Annotated in this window: 22 protein-coding genes; 12 read left to right on the plus strand and 10 right to left on the minus strand. The window is 69.0% G+C overall.

Features of this window, described 5'->3' with window-relative positions:
* Window positions 1-27: 27 nt before the first annotated feature.
* Window positions 28-1,047, plus strand: a complete 1,020-nt coding sequence (locus ACIGCK_RS10475; protein ID WP_396666164.1) for a quinone-dependent dihydroorotate dehydrogenase — start codon at window positions 28-30, stop codon at window positions 1,045-1,047.
* A gap of 15 nt (window positions 1,048-1,062) precedes the next feature.
* Here the strand turns inward: ACIGCK_RS10475 and ACIGCK_RS10480 are convergent, their stop codons facing one another.
* Window positions 1,063-1,629: a DUF3043 domain-containing protein gene (locus ACIGCK_RS10480; RefSeq protein ID WP_396665934.1), complete on the minus strand. Its 567-nt coding sequence runs from the start codon at window positions 1,627-1,629 to the stop codon at window positions 1,063-1,065.
* A 49-nt stretch (window positions 1,630-1,678) separates the two neighbouring features.
* Between ACIGCK_RS10480 and ACIGCK_RS10485 the strand changes: the two genes are divergently transcribed.
* The 7 genes from ACIGCK_RS10485 (at window position 1,679) to ACIGCK_RS10515 (ending at window position 9,447) form a co-directional block, all read left to right on the plus strand.
* The gene (locus tag ACIGCK_RS10485; RefSeq protein WP_396665936.1) at window positions 1,679-3,100 is read left to right on the plus strand and encodes a dipeptidase; all 1,422 of its coding nucleotides are present in this window, start codon (window positions 1,679-1,681) and stop codon (window positions 3,098-3,100) included.
* A gap of 22 nt (window positions 3,101-3,122) precedes the next feature.
* The gene (gene erpA, locus ACIGCK_RS10490) at window positions 3,123-3,485 is read left to right on the plus strand and encodes an iron-sulfur cluster insertion protein ErpA (RefSeq protein WP_330171564.1); all 363 of its coding nucleotides are present in this window, start codon (window positions 3,123-3,125) and stop codon (window positions 3,483-3,485) included.
* A 122-nt stretch (window positions 3,486-3,607) separates the two neighbouring features.
* The gene (gene coxB, locus ACIGCK_RS10495) at window positions 3,608-4,513 is read left to right on the plus strand and encodes a cytochrome c oxidase subunit II (RefSeq protein ID WP_396665937.1); all 906 of its coding nucleotides are present in this window, start codon (window positions 3,608-3,610) and stop codon (window positions 4,511-4,513) included.
* A 4-nt stretch (window positions 4,514-4,517) separates the two neighbouring features.
* The gene (gene ctaD / locus ACIGCK_RS10500; protein ID WP_396665938.1) at window positions 4,518-6,281 is read left to right on the plus strand and encodes a cytochrome c oxidase subunit I; all 1,764 of its coding nucleotides are present in this window, start codon (window positions 4,518-4,520) and stop codon (window positions 6,279-6,281) included.
* Window positions 6,281-6,715 carry a cytochrome c oxidase subunit 4 gene (locus ACIGCK_RS10505; RefSeq protein WP_396665940.1) on the plus strand — a complete coding sequence of 145 codons (435 nt, stop codon included), beginning with the start codon at window positions 6,281-6,283 and terminating at the stop codon, window positions 6,713-6,715. The genes ctaD and ACIGCK_RS10505 overlap by 1 nt, the downstream gene beginning before the upstream one ends.
* A 92-nt stretch (window positions 6,716-6,807) precedes the next feature.
* Entirely contained in the window at window positions 6,808-7,008 is a 201-nt protein-coding gene (locus ACIGCK_RS10510) for a hypothetical protein (protein WP_396665942.1), read from the plus strand.
* A 393-nt stretch (window positions 7,009-7,401) separates the two neighbouring features.
* On the plus strand, window positions 7,402-9,447 hold the full coding sequence (locus tag ACIGCK_RS10515) for an InlB B-repeat-containing protein (RefSeq protein WP_396665944.1): 2,046 nt from the start codon (window positions 7,402-7,404) through the stop codon (window positions 9,445-9,447).
* A 260-nt stretch (window positions 9,448-9,707) separates the two neighbouring features.
* On the opposite strand, the gene ACIGCK_RS10520 is transcribed toward ACIGCK_RS10515, so the two are convergent.
* From ACIGCK_RS10520 to ACIGCK_RS10540, 5 genes are all read right to left on the minus strand, one after another.
* A complete protein-coding gene (locus tag ACIGCK_RS10520) occupies window positions 9,708-10,118 on the minus strand; it encodes a rhodanese-like domain-containing protein (protein WP_396665946.1) in 411 nt (136 codons plus the stop codon).
* 177 nt (window positions 10,119-10,295) lie between these two features.
* Window positions 10,296-12,113: a cytochrome bc complex cytochrome b subunit gene (locus ACIGCK_RS10525; RefSeq protein WP_396665948.1), complete on the minus strand. Its 1,818-nt coding sequence runs from the start codon at window positions 12,111-12,113 to the stop codon at window positions 10,296-10,298.
* A complete protein-coding gene (locus ACIGCK_RS10530; protein ID WP_396665949.1) occupies window positions 12,110-13,165 on the minus strand; it encodes a Rieske 2Fe-2S domain-containing protein in 1,056 nt (351 codons plus the stop codon). Before ACIGCK_RS10530 ends, ACIGCK_RS10525 begins: the two co-directional genes overlap by 4 nt.
* 41 nt (window positions 13,166-13,206) lie before the next feature.
* On the minus strand, window positions 13,207-14,001 hold the full coding sequence (locus ACIGCK_RS10535; RefSeq protein WP_396665951.1) for a c-type cytochrome: 795 nt from the start codon (window positions 13,999-14,001) through the stop codon (window positions 13,207-13,209).
* A 17-nt stretch (window positions 14,002-14,018) separates the two neighbouring features.
* On the minus strand, window positions 14,019-14,660 hold the full coding sequence (locus ACIGCK_RS10540; protein WP_396665952.1) for a heme-copper oxidase subunit III: 642 nt from the start codon (window positions 14,658-14,660) through the stop codon (window positions 14,019-14,021).
* 135 nt (window positions 14,661-14,795) lie between these two features.
* Here ACIGCK_RS10540 and trpD point away from each other — a divergent pair, with 135 nt between their 5' ends.
* Window positions 14,796-15,854, plus strand: coding sequence for an anthranilate phosphoribosyltransferase (gene trpD / locus ACIGCK_RS10545; protein WP_396665954.1), 1,059 nt, complete (start codon window positions 14,796-14,798; stop codon window positions 15,852-15,854).
* A 57-nt stretch (window positions 15,855-15,911) separates the two neighbouring features.
* Complete coding sequence (locus ACIGCK_RS10550; RefSeq protein ID WP_330171574.1) at window positions 15,912-16,904, plus strand: PHP domain-containing protein; 993 nt, start codon at window positions 15,912-15,914, stop codon at window positions 16,902-16,904.
* A 2-nt stretch (window positions 16,905-16,906) separates the two neighbouring features.
* Here the strand turns inward: ACIGCK_RS10550 and ACIGCK_RS10555 are convergent, their stop codons facing one another.
* The 4 genes from ACIGCK_RS10555 to ACIGCK_RS10570 form a co-directional block, all read right to left on the minus strand.
* Entirely contained in the window at window positions 16,907-17,797 is an 891-nt protein-coding gene (locus ACIGCK_RS10555) for a 5'-3' exonuclease H3TH domain-containing protein (protein ID WP_396666166.1), read from the minus strand.
* A gap of 38 nt (window positions 17,798-17,835) precedes the next feature.
* The gene (locus tag ACIGCK_RS10560) at window positions 17,836-18,003 is read right to left on the minus strand and encodes a methionine/alanine import family NSS transporter small subunit (RefSeq protein ID WP_396665955.1); all 168 of its coding nucleotides are present in this window, start codon (window positions 18,001-18,003) and stop codon (window positions 17,836-17,838) included.
* Complete coding sequence (locus tag ACIGCK_RS10565; protein WP_396665957.1) at window positions 18,000-19,595, minus strand: sodium-dependent transporter; 1,596 nt, start codon at window positions 19,593-19,595, stop codon at window positions 18,000-18,002. Before ACIGCK_RS10565 ends, ACIGCK_RS10560 begins: the two co-directional genes overlap by 4 nt.
* A gap of 80 nt (window positions 19,596-19,675) precedes the next feature.
* On the minus strand, window positions 19,676-19,807 hold the full coding sequence (locus tag ACIGCK_RS10570) for a hypothetical protein (RefSeq protein WP_396665959.1): 132 nt from the start codon (window positions 19,805-19,807) through the stop codon (window positions 19,676-19,678).
* A gap of 68 nt (window positions 19,808-19,875) precedes the next feature.
* On the opposite strand from ACIGCK_RS10570, the gene ACIGCK_RS10575 reads away from it, so the two are divergent.
* Together ACIGCK_RS10575 and ACIGCK_RS10580 are read left to right on the plus strand one after the other, a co-directional pair.
* Window positions 19,876-20,373, plus strand: coding sequence for a DUF427 domain-containing protein (locus ACIGCK_RS10575; protein ID WP_396665960.1), 498 nt, complete (start codon window positions 19,876-19,878; stop codon window positions 20,371-20,373).
* Window positions 20,370-20,747 carry a YchJ family protein gene (locus ACIGCK_RS10580; RefSeq protein WP_396665962.1) on the plus strand — a complete coding sequence of 126 codons (378 nt, stop codon included), beginning with the start codon at window positions 20,370-20,372 and terminating at the stop codon, window positions 20,745-20,747. The genes ACIGCK_RS10575 and ACIGCK_RS10580 overlap by 4 nt, the downstream gene beginning before the upstream one ends.
* Window positions 20,748-20,788 lie beyond the last annotated feature (41 nt).

Consider the following 20,788-nt stretch of genomic DNA (forward strand, 5'->3'; position numbering starts at 1 on the left):
GCCCCGACCCGAAAGCCCGAGGCCGCCATGTACCGCGCCCTGTTCTCGCTCGTCCTCTCGCGGCTCGATCCGGAAGACGCCCACCACCTCGCGATGCGGGTGATCAGGGTCGCGGGCACACGACCGATCGCCCGGCTGCTGCGCCCCTTCACGCGGCCGGATCCCTCGCTCGCGGTCTCGGCGCTCGGCCTCGACTTCCCCTCCCCCTTCGGGGTCGCGGCGGGGTTCGACAAGGACGCGCACGGCGCCCTCGGTCTTGGCGCGCTGGGCTTCGGCCACGTCGAGGTGGGCACGATCACCGCTGTGCCGCAGGACGGCAATCCGCGTCCACGGCTCTTCCGGTTGATCCCCGACCGCGCGGTCGTCAACCGGATGGGATTCAACAATGCGGGAGCCGAGGCGGCCGCCCACCGCCTCGCCCGGCTGCGCGCCCGACGCGATCGGCCCGTCCTCGGCGTGAACATCGGCAAGAGCCGCATCGTGGATGTCGCGGACGCCACCGAGGACTACGTCCGCAGCGCCACGCTCCTCGCGCCCCTCGCGGACTACCTGGCCGTCAACGTCTCCTCTCCCAACACTCCCGGGCTTCGCACCCTGCAGGCGGTGGAGAGCCTCGCCCCGCTGCTGAGGTCCGTCAAGGACGCCGCGGGAGCGACGCCCCTGCTGGTGAAGATCGCTCCCGACCTGGACGACGCCGAGGTCGACGCGATCGCTGCCCTCGCGGTCGAGCTCGGACTGGACGGCATCATCGCGACGAACACGACGCTGTCGCGCGATGGGCTCGCATCGGACCCCGACGTCGTCGCCGCGGCGGGAGCGGGCGGACTCTCCGGCGCACCCCTCGCGGGGCGCGCGCTCGAGGTCTTGAGACGCGTGCGGGCCGCGGTCCCGGCGGACTTCTGCGTGATCTCCGTCGGCGGGGTCGAGGACGCCGACGACGTACGGCAGCGACTCGCCGCGGGCGCCACCCTCGTCCAGGGCTATACGGCGTTCCTTTATCGCGGGCCCCTGTGGGCCCGTCAGATCAACCGCGGTCTCGTGGACTGACGGCCCGCGCGCGGGTCAGGACAGCTTCGCGCCGCGCCGCACCTGCGGCTTGGGCAGACGCAGGAAGCGCATCTGCATCGACCGCATCGCGGCATACCAGCCGGTGCCGCGCTCGAGCGCGTTCTCACCGAACTTGCGCCGCACCGCCCTCTTCGTGCGCCAGGAGGTGATGAACATCTCGACGACGACGAACAGGATGAAGCCCCACAGGGCGACGAACGCGTAGAACTGCACCGCGGGGATCGAGATGAAGGACAGCAGGATGACGACGATCATGGCCGGCATGATGAACTCCGCGAGAAACCAGCCGGAGTCGACGTAGTCGCGCACGAACCGTCGCTGAGGACCCTTGTCCCGGGCGGGCAGGTACCGCTCGTCGCCCGCGGCCATTCCGGCGCGCGCCAGGTCGCGCTTGGCCTGCAGTTGGGCGCGTGCGGCCTTCTTCGCCTCCTTGGTGTCGGGCACGAGCGGCCGGCGACGGCCGGCGACGGCCTCGGCCCGCGAGGGCGTGGGGCGACCCTTTCCGGAACCCGCGGGGGTGTCCTGCTCGTCGCTGGGCACCGGGGCGGGAGTCTTGGCCACGATCGTTCCTCTACAGCCGGGAAAAGGGGACGTCTCTAAGATTACCCGCATGCATCCCGCGCATTCCCCGACACCGACCGACCTGCGACGCCTGGTGGAGGAGGGGATGCCCGGCACCCTCGCCGCGCTCGGTGCGCTCGTACGCATCCCGGGCATCGCCTGGCCGGCGTTCGACCAGTCCGCGTTGCAGCGCAGCGCCGAGGCCGTCGCGGCGCTCGCGGAGGCCACCGGTGCGTTCGACGAGGTCCGCATCCTCCGCGCGCCGATCCCCGGCACCGCCGAGCAGGGCCAGCCCGCCGTGCTCGCCACGCGCGCCGCGCGGCGCGGTGCGCCGACCGTCCTGCTCTACGCCCACCACGACGTGCAGCCTCCCGGCGATGACGCGCTCTGGGATTCGCCGCCCTTCGAGCCCACCGTTCGGGACGGCCGGCTCTACGGGCGCGGCGCAGCCGACGACAAGGCCGGCATCATGACGCACATCGCCGCGGTGACGGCTCTTCGCGAGGCCGCGGGGGAGGACTTCCCGCTGGGGCTCGCCCTGTTCGTCGAGGGCGAGGAGGAGTACGGGTCGCGGTCGTTCGCGAACTTCCTGGCGGAGAACCGCGAGTCGCTGGGGGCCGACGTCATCGTCGTCGCGGACTCGGGCAATTGGGACTCCGACACCCCCGCGCTGACGGTGTCGCTGCGGGGAAATGCCCGCTTCACGCTGCGGGTGCGCACTCTCGCCCACGCTTCGCACTCCGGCATGTTCGGCGGCGCCGTTCCCGACGCCATGATGGCACTGGTGAAGACACTGTCGACGCTGTGGCACGACGACGGTTCTGTCGCGGTCGAAGGCATGACGGCCCGCGATGCCGAGACCCCGTCGTACAGCGAGCAGACTCTGCGGGACGAGGCCGGGCTGCTCGAGGGGGTCGATCCTGCGGGTCGTGGCGACATTCTCGGGCGCATCTGGAACCAGCCCTCCATCACCGTGACGGGGATCGACTTCACGTCGGTGGCCGCGGCATCCAACACGCTCGCGCCGGAGGTCTCCGTCGTCGTCAGCGCGCGCGTCGCGCCGGGTCAGGACGCCGCGGCCGCCTACGAGGCGGTGCGCACGCACCTGATGACGCACGCGCCGTTCGGCGCGCAGCTGGAGTTCTCGGACGTGGATCTGGGCGACGGCTTCCTCGTCGACACCTCCGGGTGGGCGGTGGCGGCGGTGCGGGAGGCCTTCGCGGAGGGGTACGGAGCGGAGCCCGTCGACATCGGCGTCGGGGGCAGCATCCCGTTCATCGCCGATCTCGTGAGGGAGTTCCCCGACGCGCAGATCCTCGTCACGGGCGTCGAGGACCCCCATTCGCGGGCGCACAGCCCGAACGAGTCCCTCCATCTCGACACGTTCCGGCACGCGATCCTCAGCGAGGCGGTCTTCCTCGCTTCCGCCAACGCGCGCACGACAGGCGCCGCGGGGCCGGGCCGCGGGTAGACTCTCCGAAAGGAGGACTGCCATGACCGATACCACGATCGTTTCCACCGAGGCCCCCGCTCACGGTGTCACCCTCACGACGGCGGCCGCGGCCAAGGTCAAGAGCCTGCTCGAGCAGGAGGGGCGTGACGACCTGCGTCTGCGTGTCGCCGTTCAACCGGGCGGATGCTCGGGCCTGATCTACCAGCTCTACTTCGACGAGCGCTATCTCGACGGCGACGAGACGGTCGACTTCGACGGCGTCGAGGTCATCGTCGACAACATGAGCGTGCCCTACCTCGATGGCGCCGCCATCGATTTCAAGGACACCATCTCGGAGCAGGGCTTCACCATCGACAACCCCAATGCCGCGGGCAGCTGCGCCTGCGGCGACAGCTTCCACTGAGCTGATCAGCCCCTTCCAGACGCCCAGTCCGACCCCGTGTCGGGCTGGGCGTCTGGCCTGAGTGCGGTGTGAATTGTCCTAGACTGACTCAAGTCACACCCGCGAGCCCCGAAAGGTGCACCGTGCGCTCGAAACGCCGTCTTCGCCTCGCCGCCCTCCCCGTGGGAGCAGCGGCTGTCGCCATCCTCGCCGGATGCACGCCGACCGAGCTCAACGGGTACCTCCCCGGATTCCAGGAGGACGGGTCCCAGGCCACCAACCACACCGAGATGGTGTCGGGCCTGTGGGTCAACTCCTGGATCGTGCTGCTCGCGGTGGGTGTCATCACGTGGGCGCTGATGCTCTGGGCGATGATCGTCTACCGCCGCCGCAAGGGTCAGAGCGGCCTGCCCGTGCAGCTGCGCTACAACATGCCGATCGAGATCTTCTACACGATCGTGCCCCTGATCCTCGTGGTCGGCTTCTTCGCCTTCACGGCGCGCGACCAGACGATCCTCGAGACGCAGTACGACGACCCCGATGTCTCCATCGTCGCCATCGGCAAGCAGTGGGCGTGGGACTTCCAGTACAACGGCGACGACGAAGACGGCTCCGACGCGGTGTGGACCATGGGCGTCCAGGCGGTCCCCGAGGCCAACGGCGACGTCGACCAGGCCGCGCTCCCGACCCTCGTCCTGCCCGTCGACCAGACCGTCCAGATCGAACTGCGCTCGCGCGATGTCATCCACAGCTTCTGGGTCATCGACTTCCTGTACAAGAAGGACATGTACCCGGGCCGCGAGAACTTCTGGTCCTTCACGCCGACGCGTGAGGGCACCTACGCCGGGAAGTGCGCGGAGCTCTGCGGCGAGTACCACTCCGCCATGCTCTTCAACGTCGAGGTCGTGAGCGAGCAGGAGTACGAGGACTACCTCGACACTCTGCGGGCCGCGGGACAGACCGGCGACATCACCGACGATTACGACCGCAACAGCAACCTGCCCGGGACCGGCGGCGACCTCGCCGGCGCGGGCAGCGAGGAAGGCTGAGCCCATGGCCACGACCCTGCCGTCGAAGGAATCCGGCTCGAGCCGGACGACGACACTGCCTCCCCGTCAGGCGGCGCTGCTCTCGCGGTCGCGCGTCGACCAGAAGGGCAACATCGTCGTCAAGTGGATCACCTCCACAGACCACAAGACCATCGGGTACATGTATCTGATCGCGTCGTTCCTGTTCTTCCTGCTCGGTGGAGTGATGGCGCTCATCATCCGTGCGGAGCTGTTCGCGCCGGGGATGCAGATCATCCCGACGAAGGAGCAGTACAACCAGCTGTTCACGATGCACGGCACGATCATGCTGCTCATGTTCGCGACCCCGCTGTTCGCCGGGTTCGCCAACGCGATCCTGCCGCTGCAGATCGGCGCCCCCGACGTGGCGTTCCCCCGCTTGAACGCCTTCGCGTTCTGGCTCTTCCTGTTCGGGTCGACGATCGCGGTCTCCGGGTTCCTCACGCCCCAGGGCGCGGCATCCTTCGGCTGGTTCGCCTATCAACCATTGGCGAATGCGACGTTCTCGCCGGGCGCGGGTGGAAACCTCTGGATGCTGGGGCTCGGCATGAGCGGCTTCGGCACGATCCTCGGCGCGGTCAACTTCATCACGACGATCATCACGATGCGCGCCCCCGGCATGACGATGTGGCGCATGCCGATCTTCACCTGGAACACTCTCGTCACGAGCCTTCTCGTGCTGATGGCATTCCCGGTCCTCGCCGCGGCGATCCTGGCGGCGGCCTCGGACCGCATCCTCGGCTCCCACATCTACGACCCCGCAAACGGCGGCGTCCTGCTGTGGCAGCACCTCTTCTGGTTCTTCGGTCACCCCGAGGTGTACATCATCGCGCTGCCGTTCTTCGGCATCGTGTCGGAGATCTTCCCGGTCTTCAGCCGTAAGCCGATCTTCGGCTACAAGACCCTCGTCTACGCCACGATCGCGATCGCGGCTCTTTCGGTGGCGGTCTGGGCGCACCACATGTACGTCACGGGAGGCGTTCTGCTGCCCTTCTTCGCCTTGATGACGATGCTCATCGCGGTGCCGACGGGCGTGAAGATCTTCAACTGGATCGGCACGTTGTGGCGAGGCTCGGTCACCTTCGAGACACCGATGGTCTTCGCTCTCGGCTTCCTCATCTCGTTCGTCTTCGGCGGGCTCACCGGCGTCATCCTCGCTTCGCCGCCGCTGGACTTCCACCTTTCCGACTCGTACTTCGTGGTCGCGCACTTCCACTACGTCGTGTTCGGCACGGTCGTGTTCGCGATGTTCGCCGGATTCTACTTCTGGTGGCCCAAGTGGACGGGGCGCATGCTCAACGAGCGCCTCGGCTACGTGCACTTCTGGTTGCTGTTCATCGGCTTCCACATGACGTTCCTCATCCAGCACTGGCTGGGTGTCGACGGCATGGTGCGTCGCTACGCCGACTATGCGGAAGCCGACGGGTGGACCTGGCAGAACCAGCTCTCCACGATCGGTGCGATGATCCTCGCCGCCTCGATGCTGCCGTTCCTCCTGAACGTGTGGATCACGGCGCGCAAGGCTCCGAAGGTCACCGTCAACGACCCGTGGGGCTACGGTGCATCCCTCGAGTGGGCCACGTCGTGCCCGCCGCCGCGCCACAACTTCACCTCGATCCCGCGCATCCGCAGCGAGCGTCCGGCGTTCGATCTGAACCACCCCGAGGCCGGTCTTCCCGTCGGCGTCGGCCCCGTGAAGGACGCTCCCGACGCCCCGGTCGTCGACGTCGCCCAGGGAGAGGTCAAGTAATGCGCTCCAACGTCGTCCTGTGGTGGCTGCTGGCCGGTTTCTTCGGCTCCGTCGGCGCGCTGTACATCGGCTGGAACATCGTCGCCCACCCCGACGTGCCGTGGTACAACGGCATCGAGTGGGTGGGCTCCGTCGCCCTCGTCTTCGGAACCCTCATGGCTGCGTTCATCGCGTGGTACCTCCAGCGTGTGCACAAGGCACAGGGGGGTGAGCTGCCCGAGGACACGTTGACGGCCGACATCGATGACGGCGACCCGGAGCTCGGCGAGTTCAGCCCGTGGTCGTGGTGGCCGATCGTGCTCGCGTTCGCGGCCGCGCTGGCGTTCATCGGGCTCGCCGTGGGGTCGTGGATGGTTCCGATCGGTTTCGCGGTCTTCCTCGTGGCGATCGTCGGGTGGGTCTACGAGTACTATCGGGGCTACTTCGCCCGGTGACGCCCCGTCATCCCGCGGCGCGCCTCGGGCTCCGTTCGGCGATGCGGTCCGACACAGGACCACAACCTAGCGGCAATGAGGATTCCGCGTTCGTGTCGTCCATGTCGACGGTCGTCGCCGATGGTGTCGGCGGTGGTCCCGCCGGCGAGGTCGCGTCCGCCGCGTTGATCCGCCGGATGGCTGCCGCACCCGCGAACACGCGCCCCGCACCGATGCCCGCATGCACGCCGCCCTCGACGTCGCTCACCGCGACCGTGACCTTGCCGTTCGCCGAGCAGCTCGAAACCGCCTGACGCTCCCCGGGACGCGCGGTCTCAGCGCGCGGTGCGGACGACCATGACCTGGGGGTCGAAGACGCGGGGAGCGGGCCCTCGTCGTTCTCCGTGGCTTGCGCGAGCGCGGCCTTGACCGGATCTTCGGACATCCGGTGGGGTCGAGCCGCCGCCGTAGAGTGCTGCATGGCGTGCCCGGGAAAGGTCGGGTACGAGTGGAGCGAAGACGCGAGCGATCAAGCCGGATTCGGACTGCCACGCAGCAGACCTCAGGGCGGTTCCACCCGACACGATCCATATACGATCGAGCGAGAGTGATACGCGTTCCGTCCTCAGGGGGCGAACCACCGCCCCGAGGAAGGTGCGAACAGGCATGAACCCTGCGACGACGCGCGGCAGGTCGAAACTGCAACGGTGGGGTTCCCTGATCGCCGCTGCTCTTCTCGCTGCGGCAGTGCTGGTGGTAACCGTGCCGGGCGCGGCGCGCGCGGCTCTGACCCCGCAGACGACCATAGCGGTCAGCGACGGCCGATCTCGTTAGCGGTGTCCCCCGACGGGGCGACGGTCTACACCGCCAACGCTTTGAATGACTCCGTGTCGGTGATCGACGCGGTCACGAACACCATCACCGCTACGGTCACTGTCGGCGACGGCCCGTACGGGGTGGCGCTGTCCCCCGACGGGGCCACGGTCTATACCGCCAACTATTCCGGCGACTCGGTGTCGGTGATCAACACGGCCACGAACACGGTCGTCGACACGATCAGCGTTGGTGGCGGCCCGAGGGCGGTGGCGGTGTCCCCCGACGGGGCCACGGTCTATACCGCCGACTATTTCGGTGAATCGGTGTCGGTGATCGACACGGCTACGAACACGGTCGTCGGCACTATCTGGGGCCTCGGCGGCCCAGTGGCAGTGGCGGTGTCCCCGGACGGGGCCACGGTCTATACCGCCAATTCCGATGATTCGGTGTCGGTGATCGACACGGCCACGAGCACGGTCGTCGACACGATCAGGGTTGGTGGCGGCCCGAGGGCGGTGGCGGTGTCCCCCGACGGGGCCACGGTCTACTCCGCCGACTATTTCAATGATTCGGTGTCGGTGATCGACACGGCTACGAACATCGTCGTCGACACGATCATCGGCCCTGGCGTCCCAACGGCGGTGGCGGTGTCCCCGGACGGGGCCACGGTCTATACCGCCAATTCCGATGATTCGGTGTCGGTGATCGACACGGCCACGAACACGGTCACTGGCACGGCTGCTGTCGGCGACGGCCCAGTGGCGGTGGCGGTGTCCCCCGACGGGGCCACGGTCTATACCGCCGACTATTCCGGTGATTCGGTGTCGGTGTTGCGTGACATCCCCGCGATGCACACCGTGACCTTCGATGCCAACGGCGGCACGGGGGAGATGGCCGCGCAGTCGGCGAACGCGTCCACGCCGCTCGCGCCCGGCACGTTCACGCATGACGGGTACACCTTCGCCGGATGGAACACCACCGCGGACGGCACCGGCACCAGCTATGCGGACGGAGCGGACTATGCGTTCACCGCTGATGGGACACTGTACGCGCAGTGGGCGGCAGACGATTACGCGATCTCCTACGATCTGGCCGGTGGCACCGCGGGCGTGCCCGCGAATCCGGTGTTCTACACGGTCGAGTCGACGGCGATCACCCTGACGGCCCCGATACGGGATGGGTTCACGTTCACTGGCTGGGTCGGCACCGGCATCACGGACCCTACCATGTCGGTCACGATCACGACCGGCTCCACAGGGGAGCGGGCCTTCACCGCCACCTGGGAGGAGAATCCTGCCGCCACCTTGGTGATTACGGGACCGGCCATGGTCACGGAACGGGATCTCACACCGTTCGCTGTCGAAGCATTCGATGCGCACGGGGTCTCCTTAGGGGATGTGACCGCTGACGTGACGTTCGACGGAGCGGATACGACTGGAGCAGGTGTCGCCTTCCCGATTGCCTATGCCACCGCGGGACAGACCACGACCCGCACTCTCACCGCGACGTTGGACGGTGATCCGTCAGTCTCGGGAACCGCGGATGTGCAGGTGGTCTCCGCGGTCACCGGGATCGCGATCACCTCGCCTGCGACGGCGAATCAGGGCGACACGATCACCGTCCACGTCACCGCCACCGGGACCTCCGGGCCCCTCGGCGATGCGACGGCGTACGCGGTGATCACCTCCGGCGTGCTCACTGACGTGATCGACGGGGCGCAGGTATCGTTCCCGTCCGCGAGCCCCCACACGCTCACCATCACTCTGGGGGTGCTGACGGCCACGCATACGGTCGAGGTCACCCCCATCCCGGCCGCGACAAGCGGGCTTCCCGCTACGGGCGCGATTCTCAGCTGGGGTGTGGTCGCGGCGGCTGGGCTGCTGCTCGCACTCGGCGGAGTGATTACTGTGACCGGCTACCGGCGACGCCAGGGCTGAGCGATCCAGACGTGCGTTGACGAGAGAATCTGTCAGCGTCAGCGCGAGGAGACGCCCTCGCGAACTCAGGCATGACCGCGGATCGCGGCGTGCAGTGTCACGTGTCGACTTTGGTGGCTCTTCGCACATCGGGTGTGATGCGGGGTGAGGCCGCGGGCGGCGAGGAGCACTCGTCGCCGGTAGCTGTCGCGGTTGCGGGAGCCGCGGGCAAGGCGGCGGTGCAGCTCGAAACCGCCTGACGCTCCCCGGGACGCGCGGTCTCAGCGCGCGGTGCGGACGACCATGACCTGGGGGTCGAAGACGCGGGGGAGCGGCCCCTCGTCGTTCTCTGTGGGCTGTCCCTCGCGCAGCCAGTACTCGTATCCGCCGATCATCTCTTTGACGGAGAAACCCGCCTCGGCGAATGCCCGTGCCCCCTTTACGCCCGCGTTGCACCCCGGGCTCCAGCAATAGACGACGTCGGGCACGCGGGGATCCAGCTCGGCGGCCCGACGGGGGACGTCGCGGTAGGGCATGTGGGTGGCGCCGGAGATGCGGCCCTGCGCCCAGGCCTCGTCTCCGCGGACGTCCACGAGAACGAAGTGCTCGCCCGCCCTCTGAGCGGCGTACACGTCCGATGGATCGGTCTCGTGCGCCAGGCGGGAGGAGAAGTACGACACGGCGTTCGTCATCTCTCGACGATAGGGGACCGCAGGCGTGCCCCGACATCGCTCCCCGGTCACGCGTCGTGCTCTTCCTGCCGATCTCGCTGCGCGCACTGTCGAGCCCGACCGGCGTCGCACGAGAAAGGGCCCGGACCGCACCCCGTGGGGGGAGCCTGTCCGGGCCCTTGTGACCGGCTCCGGGCCTCAGTTGTCCTCGGGGCCCGACTTCTTGGTCTGCGACGACTTCTCGTCCTCCTCGAGCGCGATGACGGTCGTCGGTCGAACCGCCGTCTCGTGGATACGCTCGGACCCATCCGCCACGAGCGGCGCATCGGGCGCGCCGGCGCGCTCGTGGGCGCCGCGGATCTCCGCGGTCTCCTCATCGGCGATGTGGTCCAGCGCGTGGTGCTGGTGCGCCACGGCCTCGTCGATCTCCGCCTGGGTGACGGGCGTGAGGCGATCCTCGAAGAACCAGCGCGAGATCGACGCGCGAACGTTCTGGTGCCACGCGATGCGTCCGCGGGAGTCGGGGCGCACCACGAGCGGCTCGAAGGTCTCGTGGGAGACCAGCTTCCACCGCTCGTACTCGTCGACGGGCTGGTGGACCTCGATGTACTCGCCGCCGGGGAGCCGGACGATGCGCCCGGACTCGTAGCCGTGGAGAGCGATCTCGCGGTCCTTCTTCTGCAGGGCGAGGCAGATGCGCTTCGTGACGAAGTACGCGACGACTGGGCCGAAGATCAGCATCGCCTGGAGGGCATGGATCACACCCTCCATCGTCAAGAAGAAGTGGGTCGCGATGAGGTCGGAGGATGCCGCGGCCCACAGGACTGCGTAGAAGGTCACGCCGGCCGCGCCGATCGCCGTGCGCGTCGCGGCGTTGCGCGGGCGCTGGGCGATGTGGTGCTCGCGCTTGTCGCCCGTGACCCACGCCTCGATGAAGGGGTAGATCGCGACGAGCACGATGAACAGGCCGATCACGACGAGCGGAAGGATGATGTTCCACGACCACGTGTGGTCGAGGAAGACCGTCTCGAGGTGCGGGGGAACGAGCCGCAGCGCGCCGTCTGCGAACCCGATGTACCAGTCCGGCTGGGTTCCGGCCGACACCGGCGACGGGTCGTAGGGGCCGTAGTTCCAGATCGGGTTGATCGTGAACAGCGATGCGATCAGGGCGATGACACCGAACGTGATGAAGAAGAAGCCACCCATCTTCGACATGTACACGGGCATCATCGGGTAGCCGACGACGTTGTCGTTCGTGCGGCCGGGGCCAGCGAACTGCGTGTGCTTGTTCACGATCATCAGGATGAGGTGCACCGCGATCAGTCCGATCACGAGCAGCGGCAGCAGCAGGATGTGCAGCGTGTAAAGGCGACCGACGATCTCGGTGCCGGGGAACTCGCCGCCGAAGAGCAGGAACGAGGTCCACGTGCCGATCAGGGGGATTCCCTTGATCATGCCGTCGATGATGCGCAGACCGTTGCCCGAGAGCACGTCGTCGGGGAGCGAGTAGCCGGTGAAGCCCTCGGCCATCGCCAGGATGAAGAGCACGAAGCCCACGACCCAGTTCAGCTCGCGCGGCTTGCGGAACGCGCCCGTGAAGAAAACGCGGAGCATGTGGACGCCGATGCCGGCGACGAAGATGAGCGCCGCCCAGTGGTGCATCTGGCGCACCAGGAGGCCACCGCGGATGTCGAACGAGATCTCGAGCGTCGAGGCCATCGCCGCGGACATCTCGATGCCGCGCATCGGGATGTAGGCGCCGTAGTAGTGGGTCTCCACCATCGAGGCCTGGAAGAAGAACGTCAGGAACGTTCCCGTGATCAGGACGACGACGAAGCTCCAGAGGGCGATCTCGCCGAGCATGAACGACCAGTGGTCGGGGAAGATCTTCCGACCGAGCTCCTTGACCATGCCCGAGAGGCTCGTGCGCTCATCGATGTAATTGGCGGCGCCTCCGACGAAGCGGCCACCCAGGGGCGCCTTCTTGGCGCCTTCGTTGCCGGCTGCAGTACTCAATGGCGCTCCCAGAAGCTCGGGCCGACGGGTTCATGGAAGTCGCTCTGCGCAACGAGGTAGCCCTCGTCATCAACGGCGATGGGCAGCTGCGGGAGCGGACGGGCAGCGGGTCCGAAGATGACCTCCGCACCGCGAGAGACGTCGAATTGCGACTGGTGGCACGGGCACAGCAGGTGGTGCGTCTGCTGCTCGTACAGGGCCACGGGGCATCCGACGTGGGTGCAGACCTTCGAGTACGCCACGATGCCGTCGTACGACCAGCTCGCGCGCTCCTCCGTCTCCTGAAGCTGCTCGGGGGGCAGGCGCATCAGCAGGACGATGGCCTTCGCCTTCTCCTCGAGGTAGCCGTCGTGGTGCGAAAGGCCGGCCAGTGGCTCCGGGATGACCTGGAAAGCCGAGCCCAACGTGACCTCGGAGGCCTTGATGGGCGTGCCGGAGGGGTCGCGCGCGAGTCGCATGCCCGACTCCCACATCGTGTGGCTGAGCAGCTCGACGGGGTTCACGCCCTGCGGCGCGAGACCGCGGAAGAGGACGATGCCGGGGGCCACGGAGGCGACCAGGGCGGCGATCAGGGAGTTGCGGATCATCGCGCGGCGACCGAAGCCGGACTCCTCGTTCGCGTCGGCGAACGCCTGCACCGCGCCGGCGCGCGTGGTGTCCTTGCCGCGGGTCGGGTGGCGGTGCTCGACGTGCTCCTTGTCGGACATGATCGCCTTGGACCAGTGGATCGCGGCGACGCCGATCGCGAGGAGCGCGAGCGCGATCCCCAGCCCGATGAAGAGGTTGTTGGCGCGGACCGAGGCGAGCTCGCCGTCTTCCATCGGGAAGAGGAAGTACGCGGCGATGGCCCAGATGCTGCCCGCGACCGAGAGGTAGAAGAGCGTGTAGACGGTACGGACCGCCGCGCGCATCTTGGCGGGATCCTGATCCGTCACCCGCTCGCGGTGCGGCGGCAGGCCGGGGTTGCGAACGGGATCGGTCACGGCGACCGCGAGCCCGGACGAGGGAGCGGGGCCCCGGTCCTGGTCCGGTGCCTCGATCTCGTGTGCCATGGTGCTCCTCGTGCGTATTGGTGTGTCGTCGTTGCGGGGCGTCAGTTGGACTTCGCCGTGATCCACACGGTGAATGCCACGAGCGCTCCGATACCGAAGATCCAGATGAACAGGCCCTCGGAGACGGGTCCGAGCGAGCCGAGCGAGAACCCGCCGGGGGAGGGGTTGCGCTCCATCCACAGCAGGGCCGAGATGATGTCGCGCTTGTCCTCGGGGGAGAGGTTCAGATCGCTGAAGACGGGCATGTTCTGCGGGCCGGTGACCATGGCCGCGTAGATGTGGCGGGGCTCGACGCCCACGAGCGAGGGCGCGTACTTGCCCTCCGTGAGGGCGCCGCCGGCCGCGGCGACGTTGTGGCACATCGCGCAGTTGATGCGGAACAGCTCCGCGCCGTGCGAGACGTCGCCCTCGCCGTCCAGCACCTGCCCCGTGGCGATCTCGGGGCCGGGCGCGACCGACTGGACGTACTCGGCCATCGCCAGCGTCTGCTCTTCGGTGAACTGCGGTGGCTTCTGCGGTGCCTGCGGTCCCTGCATCTGCAGGGGCATGCGGCCCGTGGCGACCTGGAACTCGACCGCCATGGCGCCCACGCCATAAAGGCTGGGGCCGTTCTCCGTGCCCTGCAGGTCGAGACCGTGGCACGTGGCGCAGTTGGCCTGGAACAGCTTCTCGCCGTCTTCGACGGTGAGGGTCTGCGTCGGCGTCTCGGGGGTCGCGGCCATGGCCGCCGAAGCGCCCGCGTAGAGACCGCCGGTCAGGAGGAGGCCGATTCCGATGAGGCCGGCGGCTGCGAGGGGGCTGCGGCGACCGGAGCGGCGCTTTTTGTCTCGTGGCATTTCGGGGCTTTCGCTTCTTATTTGAGGAAGTAGATGACCGCGAACAGGGCGATCCACACGACGTCGACGAAGTGCCAGTAGTACGACACGACGATCGCGCTCGTGGCTTCCTTGTGGCCGAAGTTCTTCACCGCGTAGGCGCGGCCGATGACGAGGAGGAATGCGACGAGCCCGCCGGTGACGTGGAGGGCGTGGAAGCCGGTCGTGATGTAGAACGCGGAGGCGTACGAGTTCGTGTCGATCGACAGGCCCTCCGCGACGAGCTGCGCATACTCCCAGACCTGGCCCGACACGAAGATCGCGCCGAGGGCGAAGGTGAGGAAGAACCACTCGACCATGCCCCAGCCGAGGATGCCGCGCTTGCGCGTGGAATACGGCTGGAACCGCTCCGCGGCGAACACGCCCATCTGGCAGGTGACGCTCGAGAGCACGAGGATGATCGTGTTCACGAGAGCGAACGGGACGTTCAGAAGAGCGCTGTCCTCGGCCCACAGACCGGGCGAGGTGTTGCGCAGGGTGAAGTAGATCGCGAAGAGGCCGGCGAAGAACATGACTTCGCTTCCGAGCCACACGATCGTTCCGACAGCGACCGGATCCGGACGCTTGATGGTCCTCGCCGCCGAGGCATAGGTCGCTGTAGTGCTCGTCACGCTCCCCATTATGGCCGATCCTGAGCGGTTGGGTTCGCACCGCGGCGCCTCCCCGCGCCCGAGCGGGGACTTTGGGCCGCCTCGGAGCGCCCGGCCAATCTGCCGGGAGAGTGCTGAATGCCGCGGTCGATAGGATCGGGAGACATGAGCGATGCCGAGACCTGGCCCGATCTGATCGCCGCGCTGCTGGCCGGGAAGGACCTCAGCGTGTCGGAGGCGACGTGGGCGATGTCCCGTGTCATGACGGGCGAGGTGACGCCCGCTCAGCTCGGCGGATTCCTCGTCGCGCTGCGGGCGAAGGGGGAGACCGTCGAGGAGGTCGTCGGCTTCCGCGACGCGGTCCTCGACGCCGCGCTGCCTCTGGATATCCCCGCCGACGCCCTGGACATCGTCGGCACCGGGGGCGACAGGCTCGGGACCGTCAACGTCTCGACGATGGCGTCGATCGTCGCCGCGGCATCCGGTGTGCCCGTGATCAAGCACGGGAACAAGGCGGCGAGCTCTTCGTCGGGCTCGTCCGACGTCCTCGAAGCCCTGGGCGTATCGCTCACACTGAGCCCCGAGGCCGTGGCCGAGTCGCTGCGCCGGGTCGGCATGACCTTCGTCTTCGCGACCGCGTTCCATCCGGGCTTCCGTCACGCGGGCGCCGTGCGACGCGAGCTCGGCGTGCCGACGGTGTTCAACATCCTCGGCCCGCTGTGCAACCCCGCGCGAGCCGAGGCCAACGCCGTCGGCGTCGCCCACCTCGACCGCGTGCCCCTGATCGCGGGCGTCTTCCGCACGCGCGGCGCGACGGCACTGGTCTTCCGCGGAGACGACGGCCTCGACGAGCTGACCACGACGGGGCACAGCCGTATCTGGGAGATCAGCCGGGGCGACGTCCACGAGCACGACCTCGATCCCCGCGACCTCGGCATCCCGCGCGCCGAGATCTCTCAGCTGCGCGGCGGCGATCCCGCCCACAACGCGGATGTCGTGCGCCGCGTGCTCGACGGGGAAGCCGGTCCCGTGCGAGACATCGTGCTGCTGAACGCCGCGGCGGGGATGGTCGCCTACCGGCTGTCCCACGACGCGGGGCAGGTGCAGAGACCCATCCTCGAGCGCCTCGCGGAGGAGCAGGCACGCGCGGCCGCGGCCATCGACGACGGGAGCGCGGCGGCGACCCTGCGGCGCTGGGCTGCGGTCACACGCGAACTGTCGTGATGGCGGCCCCCGCTCGTCCCGGCGCGCGCCCCGATGCGCCGGGCTAGGGTGGTCGCCGTGAATCCGGTCGAGGCGCTCTCCGAGATCGCGTCCCTGCTCGAGCGCGAACGGGCGTCGAGGTACCGCTCCGCCGCGTTCCGGGGTGCGGCGGCGGCCATCGCCGGTCTCGACGATGCGGTGCTGCGCGACCCCGCGCGGCTGCGGCGGGTGAAGGGTGTCGGCGCGTCGTCGATGGCCGTCATCCAGGAGGCGCTCGCCGGCGCGGTGCCCGGCTACCTCGCGGAACTGCGCGAGCGGTACGACGTGCCCCCGAGCGGAGGCTCGCTCCGGGCCCTGCTGCGCGGCGACCTCCACTCCCACAGCGACTGGTCAGACGGACTCTCTTCGATCGATCTCATGGTGGACGCCGCGCGGCAGCTGGGCCATGAGTACCTCGCGCTGACCGACCACTCCCCGCGCCTGCGTGTCGCGAACGGACTCAGCGCCGAGCGACTGCGCGAGCAGTGCGCACTCGTCCCCGACTTCGGAACGGGGGAGTTCACCCTGCTGACCGGCATCGAGGTGGACATCCTCGACGACGGGGCGCTCGACCAGGAGGACGAGGTCCTGGACGCTCTCGAGGTCGTCGTGGCCTCGGCGCACTCGAAGCTGCGGATGGAGGAGGCGGCGATGACCCGTCGGCTGGTCGCCGCCGTGTCGAATCCTCGGGTCGACGTGCTCGGTCACGTCACGGGCCGTCTCGTCGAGGGCTCGCGCGGGACGCGGCCGCCCTCGACATTCGATCCGGTCGCCGTCTTCGAGGCCTGCGCCGCGCACGGGGTCGCCGTGGAGATCAACTCCCGCCCGGAGCGGCAAGACCCGCCCGACGACATGATCGCGATCGCGCTCGAGGAGGGATGCCTGTTCTCGATCGACTCGGATGCGCACGCCCCGGGGCAGCTCTCGCTGCTGGACTACGGCGCCGCGCGCGCGGAGGCCGCCGGCATCCCGCCCGAGCGCATCGTGACGACCTGGGATCTCCCGCGCCTGCGGGAGTGGGCGGGGCGCTGAGCTCAGGGAGTGAGGGCCGCGGCGGCGCGTTCCATCGCGGTACCGAGGCCCCAGCGCTGGGCGACGGCGGCGGCATCCGCGGGGTCGGGCGCGGCGGGCGGTGGCAGGTGCAGGTCGAGATCCCTTGCGACCGCGACCACGCGGGGTGCGACGCGCAGGTAGGGGAGCGCGGCGAGGATGCGGGAGCGCACGCCCGCGGACATCCCCTCGCCTGCCTCGGCGGCCGCGATGATGCCGGGCAGGTCGCCGTGGGCGGCGAGCAGCGTCGCCGCGGTCTTCTCGCCCACGCCCGGGACGCCGGGAAGGCCGTCGGACGTGTCGCCGCGCAGCGTCGCGAAGTCGGCGTACTGCTGCGGGATGACCCCGTACTTGGCGACGACGACGGCATCCGTCACGACCTCCAGCTTGCTCATGCCGCGAGCGGTATAGATCACGCGCGCCTCTCGCGCGTCGTCGACGAGCTGGAAGAGGTCGCGGTCGCCCGTCACGACGTCGACCGGGCCCTCCGTCTGGTGGGCGAGGCTGCCGACGACGTCATCGGCCTCGTGCTCCGCCGCACCGACGACGGGGATGCCGAGGGCGTCGAGCGCCTCCCGGATCGCCGGAAGCTGCGCCTCCAGCGCATCCGGCACCTCTTCCTCGTCGGGTGCGCCCGCGTGCTCCGCGGCGACACGATGCGCCTTGTAGCTCGGGATGAGCGCGACCCGCCACGCGGGACGCCAGTCGTCGTCCCAGCAGGCGACGACACGCTGCGGGGCGTAGGTCGATGCGAGCTTCGCGATCATGTCGAGCAGCCCGCGCACGGCGTTGACGGGCGTGCCGTCGGGTGCCTTCACCGTGTCGGGGACACCGTAGAAGGCACGGAAATACAGCGAGGCGGTATCGAGGAGCATGAGGCGTCCTTGCGCCTCGGCATCCTCTCCTCGGGTGCTCACGTGTCGTGTTCGATCGGCGCGGCGTCTTCGCGGTGGTCGTCGTGTCCGCCGGGTGGGAACGACTCCCGCTCTGGGCGTCGGCGGAGGAACAGCGTGCTCGTGACGAGGCCGCCCCACACGATGACGACCGCGAGGAGGAAGAAGGCGATGGCCAGCGGGGTCATGACCGCACTCCCTTGCCGGCCTCGGCCGCCCGCGGCGCGGGGTACGGCGGCCAGGGCGTGAAGTCGTCCGGGGGTCGTCGCCATCGGATGCCGGTGAGCACGGCGGCGGCGACGACGATCAGGAGGATGGTTCCCCAGCCCACGATGCCGAGGTACCAGGCGGGCATCCCGCCGTAGCCCTCGACGAGCAGCGTGACGATGCGTGCGACGAGCATGTAGCCGAGGACCACCGGCGCCAGCAGGCCGACGAGGGCGATCCACGCCCGACCCACGGGGAAGGTCGAGACGGAGTTGAGGTGGTAGCGCAGCTCCGGGCCCAGCCGCAGCACCCAGATGACGAGGATCGTCGAGGCGACCGCGGAGGCGACGATGCCGATGTTGTTCGCCCAGTTGTCGGCGACATCCAGCGCGAGCAGTCCCGTCGTGGTCGAGAAGAGGAGGATCGACAGGACCGCCGAGACCAGTCCGAGCCGGATCGCCGCCTGCCGCGGCGTCAGGTCGAACTTCTCTTGGAACGCGGCCGAGACGACCTGCAGCACGGAGATGAGGGAGGTGAACCCCGCCAGCGTGAGCGAGCCGAAGAAGAGGACTCCGAAGACCGGGCCGCCCGGCATCTGGGACACGATGGCGGGGAAGGTGATGAACGACAGCCCGACGCCCGTGAGCCCCTCGAGCTCCGCGATGTCGACACCCTGCTGGAAGGCGAAGAACCCGAGGGTCGCGAAGACGCCGATGCCGGCGAGGATCTCGAACGACGAGTTCGCGAAGGCGACGACGAGACCCGGCGCGGTCAGGTTCGCCCGGCGCTTGCGATACGACGCGTACGTGATCATGATGCCGAAGGCGATCGACAGCGAGAAGAAGATCTGGCTGTAGGCGGCGATCCAGACGTTGGGGTCGCCGAGAGCCGCCCAGTTGGGCGTGAACAGGGCGTTGAGGCCGTCGGCCGCGCCGTCCAGGAACAGCGCGCGGACGACGAGCACCGCGAAGGCGATGATCAGGACGGGGAGGAAGACGACGTTCACGCGCTGCAGGCCCTTCGCCACGCCGAGCGCGAGGACGACGATCGTCGCGATCCAGATCAGCGCGAGCGGGATGAGCACTCCGGGGACGAACTCCAGGCTGAAGCCGGGGTCGCCGGTACGCAGATACTCGCCGGTGAAGAAACCGGCGGGGTCATCGCCCCAGCGCAGATCGAACGAGAAGACGAAGTACGACAGGGCCCACGCGATCACGGCGGTGTAGTAGAGCCCGATCACGAACGCGATGGCGACCTGGAACCAGCCCAGCGACTCCAGGAGCCCTTTCGCCCTTCCCGCCGCACGTCGGAACGCCGTGGGGGCGGCGCCTCGGAACCGGTGCCCCAGGGCGTAGTCGAGGAACAGGATCGGGATGCCGGCCGTGACCAGCGCGATGAGGTAGGGGATGAGGAACGCGCCGCCGCCGTTCTCGTAGGCGACCCCCGGGAAGCGCCAGATGTTGCCGAGCCCCACCGCCGACCCGATCGCCGCGAGGATGAATCCGATCTGGCCGGTCCACTGCTCGCGCGGGGGTGAGGATGACGTGGCCGCCGACGTGGGTGCATCTGCCATGGCGCTCCCTGCTTCCGGTGAGAGGCTGCGGGGTCGCAGCCGCGGTCTGCCGGAACGCTATCAGCCGGGAGTCGCGCGGGTCACCCGCCGGAGGTCAGGATGCCGATGATGCCGGAGACGACGAAGTACACACCCACGCCACCCGCGATGATCCAGATGGTGATGCGTGCGGGGGAGGGCCCCTGGGAATCGCCGCCGCCGAAGATGCTCACCCCTCGAGAGTAGAGCAGGCGCGCCCGGACCCGGCCCCGGGTCATCGGCGCGGACTACCGTGGGTCGTATGAACCGCCCGCGTCCCGAACCCGCCGGTCCCGGCCAGGAATCCGTGTGGGACTATCCGCGTCCGCCGCGTGTCGAGCGCGTCGATGCGCGCGTGAGCATCGACCTCGGCGGTGAGCGGATCGTCGACACCGACGACGTCGTGCGCGTGCTCGAGACGAGTCATCCGCCCGTGTACTACCTGCCCATCGCCGCGTTCGTCGCGGGCGCCCTCACGCCGACCGCCGGCGCCTCGTTCTGCGAGTTCAAGGGGGCGGCGTCGTACTTCGATGTGACCGGCGGAGGGCGCACGGCGCCGCGCGCCGCGTGGACCTACCCCCGCCCCTCGCCCGGCTTCGCGGAGCTGTCGGGCCGCGTGGCGGTGTACGCCGGGCCGATGGATGCCTGCACCGTCGGCGGTGAGGTCGTCGCGCCGCAGCCGGGAGGCTTCTACGGGGGATGGGTCACCTCTGATCTGGTCGGTCCCTTCAAGGGCGGACCGGGATCGATGGGGTGGTGAGCGCGCCCGACCCATGTCCGTGCGGCAGCGCGTCGTACGAGGCATGCTGCGCGCCGCTGCACCGCGGCGGCGCGGCCCCCACCGCGGAGGCGCTCATGCGCTCGCGGTACAGCGCCTTCGCCCTCGGCGACGCGGACTACCTGATGTCGTCCTGGCACCCCGGGACGGCGCCGGGGAGCATCGAGCTGGACGGCCACGTGCGGTGGACGGGGCTCGAGATCCATGACCTGCGGGGCGGCGTCCCGGGGGAGAGTCGCGGAGTCGTGGAGTTCACGGCGCACTACCGCGAGGCCGGTCGGGATCGCACGGTGCGCGAGCGCAGCCGCTTCGTCTTCCAGAGCGGGCGATGGTGGTACCTCGACGGGCGCGGCTGAGCGCCCCCGCGCGCACCTCGGGCGGGGCTCACCTGTCGCAT

Source organism: Microbacterium sp. NPDC078428, assembly GCF_044542535.1.
Lineage (GTDB): Bacteria > Actinomycetota > Actinomycetes > Actinomycetales > Microbacteriaceae > Microbacterium > Microbacterium limosum.

Bases quoted from the DNA above. Each gene is read 5' to 3' on its own strand.
- ACIGCK_RS10475 (WP_396666164.1), top strand. From the start codon at position 28: ATGTACCGCGCCCTGTTCTCGCTCGTCCTCTCGCGGCTCGATCCGGAA.
- ACIGCK_RS10485 (WP_396665936.1), top strand. From the start codon at position 1,679: ATGCATCCCGCGCATTCCCCGACACCGACCGACCTGCGACGCCTGGTG.
- erpA (WP_330171564.1), top strand. From the start codon at position 3,123: ATGACCGATACCACGATCGTTTCCACCGAGGCCCCCGCTCACGGTGTC.
- ctaD (WP_396665938.1), top strand. From the start codon at position 4,518: ATGGCCACGACCCTGCCGTCGAAGGAATCCGGCTCGAGCCGGACGACG.
- ACIGCK_RS10505 (WP_396665940.1), top strand. From the start codon at position 6,281: ATGCGCTCCAACGTCGTCCTGTGGTGGCTGCTGGCCGGTTTCTTCGGC.
- ACIGCK_RS10520 (WP_396665946.1), bottom strand. From the start codon at position 10,118: ATGACGAACGCCGTGTCGTACTTCTCCTCCCGCCTGGCGCACGAGACC.
- ACIGCK_RS10530 (WP_396665949.1), bottom strand. From the start codon at position 13,165: ATGGCACACGAGATCGAGGCACCGGACCAGGACCGGGGCCCCGCTCCC.
- ACIGCK_RS10535 (WP_396665951.1), bottom strand. From the start codon at position 14,001: ATGCCACGAGACAAAAAGCGCCGCTCCGGTCGCCGCAGCCCCCTCGCA.
- ACIGCK_RS10540 (WP_396665952.1), bottom strand. From the start codon at position 14,660: ATGGGGAGCGTGACGAGCACTACAGCGACCTATGCCTCGGCGGCGAGG.
- trpD (WP_396665954.1), top strand. From the start codon at position 14,796: ATGAGCGATGCCGAGACCTGGCCCGATCTGATCGCCGCGCTGCTGGCC.
- ACIGCK_RS10555 (WP_396666166.1), bottom strand. From the start codon at position 17,797: ATGCTCCTCGATACCGCCTCGCTGTATTTCCGTGCCTTCTACGGTGTC.
- ACIGCK_RS10560 (WP_396665955.1), bottom strand. From the start codon at position 18,003: ATGACCCCGCTGGCCATCGCCTTCTTCCTCCTCGCGGTCGTCATCGTG.
- ACIGCK_RS10565 (WP_396665957.1), bottom strand. From the start codon at position 19,595: ATGGCAGATGCACCCACGTCGGCGGCCACGTCATCCTCACCCCCGCGC.
- ACIGCK_RS10575 (WP_396665960.1), top strand. From the start codon at position 19,876: ATGAACCGCCCGCGTCCCGAACCCGCCGGTCCCGGCCAGGAATCCGTG.